This is a genomic window from Gottfriedia sp. S16(2024) (genome assembly GCF_050473765.1).
GTDB lineage: Bacteria > Bacillota > Bacilli > Bacillales > Bacillaceae_G > Gottfriedia.
Genome location: NZ_JBFLUO010000001.1, coordinates 1330934 through 1342852, shown reverse-complemented (window position 1 = coordinate 1342852; position 11919 = coordinate 1330934). Strand labels below are relative to the sequence as shown.

Here is an 11919-nt window from a genome sequence, read left to right as displayed (position 1 = left end):
CTGATTTTAAGCTGGTTTTTCTTCATAAAAGTGGACGAAAGTTATATTGAACTTCTCTAATTGAAGAGTTTCAAGGGAAAAAACAACTTAGCTATAGTAATATTTGAACTAATCTTTTTAAACAAAAGAAAACCATCTTAAGCTTAATTGAAGTGCACCCCAAATGTTAGACACGACTAACATTTGGAGGTGCATTTTTTATGACTAAATTTACTACTGAACATAAATTAGCGGTAGTTATGCGTTATTTAGAAGGTAAGGAAAGTTTTCGTTCTATTGGTAAGTTATTTGGAACGTCCCATGCTGAAGTGAGAAACTGGGTAGCTCAATATAAGGAAAATGGGATTAATGGATTGCTTAAAAAGTCATATACAAGTTATTCGGTACAGTTTAAACTAAACGTATTAAAGTATATGAATGACCACGGGACGTCACCTAATGAAGCAGCTGCAATTTTCAGTATTCCTTCCCCTAGAACGATTCGAAAATGGAGGACTCAATTTGAAACACAAGGACAAGACGCCCTAGAATCAAAGAAAAAGGGGCGACTTTCCATGAAAAAAGAAACAAAGAAAACTACACCTGTTGTAGCATCAATTGAAGAACTTCAAGCTGAGATAGAACGTTTACGCATGGAAAATGCATATCTAAAAAAGTTGAATGCCTTAGTTCAAAACAAGGAAAAATCACGAAACAAGACAAAGTAAAAGTTGTCTATGAATTAAGGCATGAGTTTTCGTTAAAAGAACTTCTACTGCTAGCCAGTATTCCGCGTAGTACGTTTTATTATTGGATGAAAAATCTAGAACGTCCTGATCCAGACGCAGAGTTAAAAGTGCTGATAAAAGAAATTTATGAGGAACACGAATTTCGTTATGGCTATCGTAAAATTCGAGACGAGCTTACGAATCGTGGTTATAAAGTAAATCATAAAAAAGTTCAACGACTTATGAAAGAACTAGGGATAAAATCACTTGTGAAGGTAAAGAAATATCGCTCTTACAAAGGTGAAGTGGGTAAGATTGCACCCAATATTTTAAATCGAAATTTTCAAGCTGAAAAACCAAATGAGAAATGGGTTACAGATATAACTGAATTTAAATTATTTGGAGAAAAGCTATACTTTTCACCTATGTTGGACTTATATAATGGAGAAATAATTGCTTATACAATTGGTTCACGTCCAACTTATTCACTTGTATCAAATATGTTAGAACAATCTCTTGAACGTTTAACAGATTCCGATACACTACTAATTCATTCAGACCAAGGGTGGCACTATCAAATGAAAAAATATCGTAGTGCTCTTATTAAACGTGGAATCACTCAGAGTATGTCACGAAAAGGAAACTGTTACGATAACGCAGTAATTGAAAGTTTCTTTAGTATCATGAAATCTGAACTACTCTATCTTAAAGAATTTAACAGTGTCGAACACTTTAAACAAGAACTAGCTAAATATATAGATTACTACAATAACAAACGAATTAAGGCAAAATTAAAAGGCATGAGCCCAGTAAAATACCGAGTTCATGCCCAACAGGCTGCCTAATTGAAGTAACCAGTCTAACTTTATGGGGTCACTACAAATTGCTAAAGGATGGTTTTCTTTCATTAAATAGGTTATTTAACATGTTGAATAAAATTAATGTCGATCAGTTCATTCAGCCTTTGTAGTTCTTTTTCTCCTAGTAACTTTTTCCCTTCGTTTAAGGATACTAGAGCACTCTCAATTAAATATTTTCGCGGTGTTTTTGACTGCAATAATTCATTTTGTAAAAAATCTAGTAACTCATTGTACTTTTGCTGTTCATTACTATTTAATGCTGATTTTTTCATTGTACAAATAATACTACAAAGCTTTTGTTGAAGATTTTCTTCGGTCTTTCTTACTGGTAACCATTTATCTAATAGCCCTAAATTGAATAATTGCTCACCAGATTCCTCAACATCCTCAACAATCTTAATCATACGTTTTACACTATATCGGACAACATGATCCATACTAATATTCATATCTTTGGCGAGGTCATAGTATCTCACATTATGGTGTATTATTCCTAAAAACATAATGGCACTATCTAATAAAAAGTCTTTCTTCTCACTGCCAAAAATGTCTAAAAAACGTGTATACACCCAATTTAATGTCTTAAAATTACCTTCTCTTATGAACTGTTTAATATCTAAGTCATTTATATAAATTACTTCTTCAAATAGAGAAATTAGTTTATTATCTCTATTTGCCTCCATTAATAAAGTTATTTGTTTAATGAAAATTTCAATATTCGAAGGGCTCTGTCCGATCAACAACTCATTTCTTTCATGCTCAAGTTTTTTATAAATCATATTAAATAATGCGACTACTAAATCACTTTTTGACGAAAAATAATTATAAAATGTACCTTTAGATATACCGCTACAGTCTAATATGTCTTGAATTGACGTTGCTTGAAATCCTTTTTCAATAAACAATTCATGAGCTATTTTTACAACATGCTGTTTACGATCATTCATATAATCACCTTGGTTCTAGTTAATTACTGCTTAAAAAACATAGTACATTATTTTAACATTTTTAACTAGTAAATATCTGATTAGTTTATTAAAGATTTCTAATGGTTATTATAATTGCATCTAATGAATGAATGGTATATCATATTATCTTATATAGAAGATGGAAACACAGTTCAAAAAATTGAACTAGATGTACAAAGGAGGGGAAATCATGGATCATTCCATGAATAAATCGGTTCGCCCACCATATGGGATTATTACAATCCTAATGATTGGGGCTTTTATTGCGTTCTTAAACAATACTTTACTTAATATTGCTTTACCTTCTATTATGAAGGATTTGGACGTTGAGCCTTCGACTGTTCAATGGCTTTCAACTGGATATATGCTAGTTAATGGAATTTTAATTCCGACTACTGCTTTTTTGATCCAAAAATATTCTGTTAGACATTTATTTATAACTGCACTACTTTTATTTAATATCGGTACTTTAACAGCAGGATTTGCACATGTATTTCCTTTATTATTAGCGGGCCGTATGATTCAAGCTTCTGGTTCGGCTATTTTAATGCCATTATTAATGAATGTTATGCTAACTAGCTTCCCTGTTGAAAAACGAGGAACTGCAATGGGCTTCTTTGGTTTAGTAATGATGGGTGCACCAGCGATCGGACCAACGTTATCTGGGTGGATTATTGAACATTATGACTGGAGAATGCTTTTCCATGTTGTTTCACCGATTGCATTGACGATTTTAATTATTGGCTTTTTCTTACTTAAAGATAAAAAAGAGAAATCAAATAGTACGATCGACCTTTTCTCTGTTCTTTTATCAAGTATAGGTTTTGGTGGATTATTGTACGGTTTTAGTACTGCCGGAACAAAAGGATGGGATAGTCCAGAAGCTTACGTTACATTAATTGTAGGCGTTATTTCATTAGTACTATTTATCGTACGTCAATTAAAACTTGATACGCCAATGTTAAACTTTAGAATTTATCGCTACCCTATGTTTGCTTTATCATCAGCGATTTCAATTGTAGTTACAATGGCTATGTTCTCAGCAATGATGCTTTTACCGATTTATACTCAAACGCTTCGAGGCATTAAACCATTTGATGCAGGCTTAATGCTGTTACCAGGTGCTTTATTAATGGCAATTATGTCGCCAATTACGGGTAAATTATTTGATAAAATTGGCGGAAGAATACTTGCAGTAACTGGTTTAGCGATTATGACTGTTACTACGTATTTCTTAAGTAAGTTAACAATGGATACAACTTATACGCATATTATCATTTTATACTCATTACGTATGTTCGGTATGTCGATGGTTATGATGCCAGTATCGACAAATGGGTTAAATCAATTACCAAGACGATTCTATCCACATGGTACTGCGATGAATAATACTTTACAGCAAGTATCTGGTGCGATTGGTACAGCTTTACTCGTAACAGTAATGTCGAATCGTACTGAATCAAAAGCTAAAGAGCTTGCTGCTGAAGCGATGAAGCATGTGACTAGTAAACCTACACCTGAAATGCTTGCTCAAATTAAGCAAGAGATCTCAATGAAGGCAATGTTAGAAGGAATTAACTTCTCATTTTATGTGACGGTATTCGTTGCCGCAGTAGCACTAGTTCTTGCATTCTTTATCAAACGTTCAACAGCTGCAGAGGAACCTGTAGTGAAAGAAAATACTAATACTAGTAATAACTTTAAGAAAAAGTTAGCAGAGAACTAATAAAGTAAATCTCAGACTAAAAAAGTTCAACCAAGTTTAAGATGTCCCCATATAAAATAGACACTAAAAAAGACTAAACCATTGTTACCTGTATATTACTCGGAAACAACGGTTTAGTTTTTTTGTATACGTCTATTTTTTATAGAAATGGATATATTCCTTAATTGATCATTGCTAATTCTTATAATTCTACTAAAATATTCGAAATTTTAGCGGCATTTTCATATTGCGCTGTTTCTAGATAGTATTCATATAATTCCATAGCATATTTTTTTAATAAAGATAAGTGGTTCGCTGACTGGAAATATGGAAGAGCTTTTACCTCTATATATTCGTAATATTGCTTTTTTTTATCTTCTATACGAAAAGTAATTATTTTAAATAAAATTTGATATAACATATTGTTCATTTGTTTTGCGACTGATCTACCTTTGTGAGCCATTCTTAACGCTTCTGTTTTTTTTATTAATTTACCGTCTTGGCAAAGAATCAAATAATTACGTAGAGTTTTGAGATATGGAGCTGAAGGTTTTTCAACTAAATTAAGAGCTTCTATACATAATCTTTGTGCTTTTATGTAATCCTTTCTTCTCCAGTATACGAAAGATAAATTACCTAATAATATTTCTTTAATTTCAACTGCATTCAATAAATCACATTCTTGAATTAAATTATAATAGCTTTCCTCTATTTGTTTAATATCTGTATTTTTATCATTGTGAATTTGTGCAAGCATAAAAGCTTCAGTCTCTAAAGCCATTTTAAAGTTTTTCGTATCTTTAAAGTGACGCAGAGCTTTTTCAGCTTGTGCATATGCCATTGTTTTGTTTTGAATTAAGTGATTAGCTCTCGCTATGTGGTAGTAGTATTCATCATTTCTATATTTATCTATATCAATTTCTTTTAGGATATTGATCGCCTGTCGTGTATCTTTTTCTAATGAAATTTCATTTGTCTCGATGTAATAGATTCCCCACACATGCAATTGGAGATTCTTTTCGAAAGGGGGAAGATTTTGATAGATTTTTTTTACACTTTGTAAAATAGAGTATGTCTTAACATAATCTTTTTTTAAGATATAATATCTCGCCTTTAACAAGGTATAGTACGCTGCGTACTCAGTAAAGTTTAGAAATGGAATTCTTTCAAATTCTTTATACATCGCCTCTACAAAATCCATCTTTTGCATAATGATGAACTTATGCCAACGATTAAGTTGATTTTCCATATTTTCAAGAAGAGCAACTTCTTTTTCGATATCAATATTCAACCGGTCTGAAATAACCTTAATAATATCGTGGGAATAGGCTGTTTGCTCTAATTCAATTTTACTAATATAGGAAAGTGTACAAATGCCCCTCCCTAATTCTTCCTGTGTTAACCCTATTTTTTGCCGATAAAATCTGATGATTTGCCCAACTGACAATTTACTCTACTCCTTCACACTCCACCTATTTAATGAAATAAAATTTTAATAAATTTAACTTTATCTTAATATATCACTACTTGCAAAGAGTTGACAATTCGTCAAATCTAATTACTAGTATATGGAAAAATGTTTTTGGAACCACAGTAAAATATTTGGTTAACTAATCATTATAAAAATAAAACATCTCCAACATGACGCTCTTTATAAAGCAATCTGTTTGAGATGTTTTGGATATATTTATTAATGGAGGATCGGATTACTATTTATCTAAAAATCAGAATGAAACCTCTTCTTCTATGAGCTTGTGATTAGTTACTGTTTTCATCTGTATCATCATGATATGTCCCTGCTTCTTGCTGTGCATTAAATGTCCAGTTTACTTGTAGCTTGTCTCCTTGGAAATGGTTTTGGTCTTGTCCATTATCTACAAACTCGAATAATACGAAGATTTTTTCCTTATTGCCTGCTAAAATGCCATCTGGGATAGGACCATTTAAAGTATCAATTTGAGTTATATCTGGTTGTTGATTTTGTAAGTCATATAGTGTTGTTTCAACAATTGGATTTGTTGCACTACTAGTGTTATACATAATTGTCACTTTAATATGTTTAGCTAAATCATCACCATTATTATTTGAATTAGCATCTTTCACATTATATTTTGTGTCTAATAATACTTTACTGATATTTAATGAGCCGTTGTTTTCCAATGTAAATTCACGGAAAATTTCATCTCCAGGTTTGATATTGCTAATATTTACAACAGCTTTAGGATTCAATTCTAAGTCTAATGTTCCTGCAGCAAAAGTATTATGTGTCTCAACTGAGTCACTAAAATATGCAAATGTTCCTCCTCCAATTAAAGATAATCCTAATGCAGCACTCATGACTCCTTGACTTACTTTCTTCGTAAAACTCATTTTATTTCCCCCTTAGGTATAATATATTAAACTCTTATGTATTCTATAGGTGATACATATGAGATCTAATCAACATAATCAAGCTTTTGCTGTTTGCTCTAACTCTTTTTTTGCACTTCCAATTGAATAGATGGCAGAAGTAATAAGTAAGATCCCTGGTATAATTAATAAAAGCGATGATCCAATTTTTGAATTCGCATAGTTTAACGCGTAACCTAAATAAGGAATCGTAAAACCAGTATATTTTCCTACTATGTCTTGCTTAGTGACTGTCCATAAATCTGCGCTATTATTGTTATCACCTTTTGTTTTATATGTGATGACGCCATTCTTATTTTTTATTTCTATGATTCTATGAGTTATTAACTTTTCTTTAATTCGAAAAGTGATGATATCATTTTTTTGATAGCTAGTTTGATTTGTATGTAATTTTATTGAGATAATCGATCCTGTTTGAAAAGTCGGTTCCATTGAGCCAGATAATACTGATTTCACTTGGTAACCAAGCATCGAAGGTTCATGTCCGGATATTCTTGAAGAAATAACAACAAATGCCAAAATACAGATTAACCCTCCAAACATTACTTTGACGAAATTACTTAGTATAGTTAATAGTGTCTTCTTCAACTTCTTCACCTACATAAAATTATTTTTGTTCTCCATCAGGCTTCTGTACATTATTTGTTTCACTTTCTAGTTGTTTTATTTGGAATGAGATTAGTGAATGGACTTTTTCTATATATTTAAAGTCAACAGTAGCTTGAACATTTTTTAAAATGTTCAGTACATCATGGTATCCTTCACTTACATAATCGAATGTCCTAGGGTCTGTATTTTTTTGACTTAGTATTTGACTATTGAATTGTGATAGTTCATCTACATTACTTTCTAAAGCTTTGTATTGAAGACGAATTTTTTGATCAGTTTCTTTAATTTTATCTTCACTTATCTCCAGTTCTTGATAAGAAACATCTGTAGAAGGAAGATCAATAGATTCATATTCTTTGTTTATCGTCTTAGCAATCTCTTGTGATTGGTACACTAGCTGTTTTATTGTTGATGGAAATACAAATGCTGTTGATACTTCGACCGGCCTTAACGTTTCTTTAGTTGAAAAGGAAGCTTCTGTTTCTCCAGTGATCTTCACTCCAACGTAAAATGACATACAGCATAAGCAAGGAAAAATTATCATTTTATGAATTGAATTTTTCATGTGTTCCCCCCCTCTTGTGAAGTAATCAAACTCAATTGATTTTAATTATACAGAATTTGCTGAAAATTGTTACCGAGATATTTTCTATTAAAATCATGGTAGAATTTTGTCGAATTTTGAATCATCCAAAAGAAAAATCGATTTATCTACTCAAATATCTCTCAAGATTAAATAATCGAAAACCCATTGATTTAGTTGAGTTTTTTTTCAATAATTGTAATTGTTCCAAAATTCAAAATTAGAGGTGGAAACAGTGAAAAAAAGAAATTCGAAAAGAACTAGAAGTAAGACCGTTATTCCAGCAGTATTATCTTTATCCGTTGCAATGGGTGGCTTAATTCCAGCTACAACATTTGGATCTGGAAAAGCAAGTGCCCAAACCGTTTCAGATGTAGTAAATAAGGATGAGATAATCAAAGCGTTTCTACATTCAAAAGTAGAAAATCAAAGAACAAGACTAGTCAATATTGGTGAACAATTTAAAATTGTGAGCGAAGAAACGGATCCTTTAACTGGTACTTTTCATGTACGTACAGTTGAGCAATATAAAGGAATACCGATTTATGGATCAGGTCAAACTGTTGCACTAGATGCAAACAATAATGTTTATTCATCTATCGGGAAGGTAACTCAAGATCTATCGCGTTCACTAATAACGACTGAAGCAACAATTTCAGAGGAGGATGCTGTTGAGATCGCAAAAGACAAAGTTGAATCACAAATTGGTACAGTTGAACATTATGATCAAATTGACTCTCAATTAACAATCTATCCTTTCAACGGAAAATATTATTTAACTTATTTAGTTAAAGCGTCAACTTCAGCTCCAGCCCCAGGCTTCTTCCACTATTTTGTAGATGCAAATAGCGGAGAAGTGATTGATAGCTATAATGCATTAGATACTGCAATTGATCCAGCAACACTTTCACCAGTAACTGGAAGGGGATTAGACCTTCACGGCAAAATGCAATCTTTCCCTGCTGGAAAGGATCTTGCAACTGGAACTAGTTATTTATTCAGTTCATCAGTTTTCGGAAATACTAATGTTCCTATTTTAACTCGTACTGCAAAACGTGCTAATGAAACAGCCTTTCAAATTGTTTCTGCTTTTGGTTTTAATGGTTATGATATCACGACAACTAGCCCAAGTAATTTCTTCACTGATCCTGCAGCCATTTCAGCTCAATACAACTCGGATAAAGTCAACCAATACTATCAATATGTTCATAAACGTAATAGTTTAGATAATAAAGGTATGACACTAATTAACACTGTTCACGTTGGAGTTAAATGGAATAATGCCGGCTGGAATGGAAAACAAATGGTATACGGAGATGGCGACGGAGTTAAATATAGCTCTTTAGCTGGTGGTTTAGATGTTGCAGGCCATGAAATGACGCATGGTGTGGTTACAAATTCTGCTGATCTAATTTATAAAAATGAATCTGGAGCTCTGGATGAATCTCTAGCAGATATTTTAGGTAATTTCGCTCAAATGTACACTACTGGAATAACTGAATGGGAACTTGGAGAAGATATATATACTCCTAATATTAATGGAGATGGGGGACTTCGTTCAATGAGTAACCCTGCAGGTAAGGCTCAAAGTTTAATGCCATCAGGTCACTATCCTGATACATACCAAGATCGTTACTTAGGAACTGAAGATAATGGTGGCGTACACATTAACAGTGGAATCAATAACAAAGCTGCTTATTTATTAACTCAAGGTGGTACGAATAATGGTATTACAATTAAGGGAATTGGAAATAAAAAGGCAGAAAAAATCTATTACCGTGCACTTACTCTATATTTAACTCAATCATCTGGATTTAAAGAGATGCGAGAAGCTGCAATCCAAGCTGCACGTGACTTATATGATAAAAACGGTGTTACTTCAGCAGAAACACAAGCTGTCATGGATGCATATACTTCTGTAGGTGTAAACTAATAGATAAAAAAATATAAGCAATTTTATAATGGACTCTTAATGGGGGCGCTTAGAAAAAACACTTTTTTGCACATAGTAAACCAATTGTTTCTGAGATCTAATAAAGTTGAACCTATGTATTATGTAGTTCAACAAAGTATACAAAAAAATTAAAAAATAAACGAAATCAAATTGTTTTATCAATCTACCATCATTTATAATGCACCTCAAATATTAGACATATCTAATATTCGGAGGTGCATTTTGTATTATTCAAAGGTTGACAGTTTGGTCCATTCAGTCATATATATTTTGAACGATCAGCTAAAAATATCTAAAGTTTTCAAATGTATTAGCTTGCAAATATAATATTATCCCCTACAGGTAGACTGTATACCGTATAACTAAGAGGTAATTTTTTTATGGCGAAAAAAGGACAAACAGTTTAAACGAAAAAAGATGATCCTGTTCAATACAGAAATCATCTAATTAAAATGGCATAGCCCTATTATCAATTACATAGCTAATTATGGTTGAACTTTTTTATTAGCTCTTATAAATAAAATAATCAAAATCGGCATGAAGAGCTTGACCAGTTGTATCCTGACATTGCATTCCAACAAATGCACCTGTAAAGAACCCTCCGCCTTTAATATAATCATCAGACAGTTTATATGAGTATAGAGATATAGGGATAGCTGTCCACTCTTCCCCATCAAATGAGTAAGAGTACTGGTAAACATTCGTTTTCACATCTACTCGAAGATACACATATTCAACTTGTTCTGGAATGATAATTTCTTTTCCTTGAAGAGGTTGATCGAACTTAAAATTATCACATGTTACTAATTCAAGAATTCTGCCCTTTTCTTCATTCCAAGTAATTTGACATGAAGTCCAGTTTTGAGTGTTGTAATAATTTACTAAACCAGCAGATTGATGGAATGTATTCGGATTAAATGCTACTTTTGTTTCTGCAGTAAAGTTAAAATGTTGCCAACGTCTTGCTATAAATGACTGAGTAAACTTAGATGTTAGGGATTCTCTTCCGTAAAGACGTAGATGCCCTGGATTGTCTTTTAGTGAAACGATATTCTCTCCTAATGGAATTCTCAAGTTTTGAAAGTGAGGGTTTAAGATTTCTGAGTTAAAGTCATCCATCACAGGGTAATCACTTTCCCATTTCACTTCATCTATTTTTGGTCCCTCTATTTCCAGTGAAGGACTGTTCCCTCCAACGACATACGGCCAATCATTTTTCCACTCAAGCCTTTGTATAGCCGTTTCTCTTCCTAAAGGACAGAAACCTCTTGGATCTAACAACGGTTGACCTTCTCTTGGCAATGGTCTTCCTGTTAAATGTACTAGGAACCATTCATCTGTATGCGTTTGAACAATGGATGCATGTCCTGCTTTTTGAAGTGGAATTCTTGGTGCATGGAATGACGAAATTAACGGATTTTCTGGGTGTACTTCATATGGGCCCTTTAACTGTTTTGACCTAGCAATTGTAGCTTGGTGATCATATTTCGTACCGCCTTCTGCCGTTAGTAAGTAATAGTAACCATTCATTTTATATAAATGAGGTGCTTCCGTCAGTTTAATATCGGTTCCTTTAAAGATAACCTCTGCTTTTCCGATCAGTTTCTGTTCTTCTACACTGTATTCTTGTAGTGAAATGCCATAAAAATGATGATTTCCTACGCGATGATCCCAAACCATATTAACTAAATATTTTTTTCCATCCTCATCGTGGAATAGTGAAGGATCAAATCCGGTACTATTTAAGTAAATTGGATCCGACCATTCTCCGTCAATCGATTCACATGTTGCGAGGTAGTTGTGACAATCTTTCCATTGACCTTCGACTACCTTTACATCAGTGTAAATTAACCAAAACTTTCCGTCGCGATAAGATAATGCAGGAGCCCATATTCCGCCCGAATCTGGATTACCTATCATGTTTAATTGACTTAAACGATTCAAAGGTCTTGATGCAAAACGCCAATTCTTTAAATCCTTTGAGTGATAGATTCCTACTCCTGGAAACCATTCAAAAGTTGAAACTGCAATATAATAATCTTCCCCTACTCGGCAAATACTTGGATCCGGATTAAATCCCGGCAAAATTGGATTACTAATTTTAGCCATTTTAAACTCCTCCAT

General features: G+C 32.8%; 9 protein-coding genes. 3 read left to right on the top strand and 6 right to left on the bottom strand.

All coding sequences use genetic code 11. The annotated features are described in order from the left end of the window. Positions 1-200: 200 nt before the first annotated feature. Positions 201-1552, top strand: a protein-coding gene (locus tag AB1282_RS06350; protein ID WP_429898722.1) for an IS3 family transposase whose coding sequence is annotated in 2 segments (ribosomal slippage) — positions 201-648 and positions 648-1552 — 1353 coding nt in all. Because the reading frame shifts where the segments join, the coding sequence is not laid out codon by codon here. A 71-nt stretch (positions 1553-1623) separates the two neighbouring features. Here AB1282_RS06350 and AB1282_RS06345 read toward each other — a convergent pair. After that, complete coding sequence (locus tag AB1282_RS06345; protein WP_056467289.1) at positions 1624-2514, bottom strand: TetR/AcrR family transcriptional regulator; 891 nt, start codon at positions 2512-2514, stop codon at positions 1624-1626. Between the two features lie 211 nt (positions 2515-2725). On the opposite strand from AB1282_RS06345, the gene AB1282_RS06340 reads away from it, so the two are divergent. Then, positions 2726-4261, top strand: a complete 1536-nt coding sequence (locus AB1282_RS06340; protein ID WP_056467286.1) for a DHA2 family efflux MFS transporter permease subunit — start codon at positions 2726-2728, stop codon at positions 4259-4261. A 181-nt stretch (positions 4262-4442) separates the two neighbouring features. Here the strand turns inward: AB1282_RS06340 and AB1282_RS06335 are convergent, their stop codons facing one another. The 4 genes from AB1282_RS06335 to AB1282_RS06320 form a co-directional block, all read right to left on the bottom strand. Continuing rightward, complete coding sequence (locus AB1282_RS06335) at positions 4443-5687, bottom strand: helix-turn-helix domain-containing protein (protein ID WP_429898721.1); 1245 nt, start codon at positions 5685-5687, stop codon at positions 4443-4445. A gap of 311 nt (positions 5688-5998) precedes the next feature. Further along, positions 5999-6610, bottom strand: coding sequence for a TasA family protein (locus AB1282_RS06330; RefSeq protein WP_429898720.1), 612 nt, complete (start codon positions 6608-6610; stop codon positions 5999-6001). Positions 6611-6688: 78 nt separating this feature from the next. Then, positions 6689-7237, bottom strand: coding sequence for a signal peptidase I SipW (gene sipW / locus AB1282_RS06325; RefSeq protein ID WP_429898719.1), 549 nt, complete (start codon positions 7235-7237; stop codon positions 6689-6691). Between the two features lie 19 nt (positions 7238-7256). Then, entirely contained in the window at positions 7257-7823 is a 567-nt protein-coding gene (locus AB1282_RS06320) for a DUF4047 domain-containing protein (RefSeq protein ID WP_429898718.1), read from the bottom strand. Between the two features lie 253 nt (positions 7824-8076). Here AB1282_RS06320 and AB1282_RS06315 point away from each other — a divergent pair, with 253 nt between their 5' ends. After that, positions 8077-9774, top strand: a complete 1698-nt coding sequence (locus AB1282_RS06315; protein ID WP_429898717.1) for a M4 family metallopeptidase — start codon at positions 8077-8079, stop codon at positions 9772-9774. A gap of 525 nt (positions 9775-10299) precedes the next feature. Here the strand turns inward: AB1282_RS06315 and AB1282_RS06310 are convergent. Continuing rightward, positions 10300-11904 (bottom strand): glycoside hydrolase family 43 protein, encoded by a 1605-nt coding sequence (locus AB1282_RS06310; protein WP_429898716.1) that lies wholly within the window; start codon positions 11902-11904, stop codon positions 10300-10302. Positions 11905-11919: the final 15 nt, after the last annotated feature.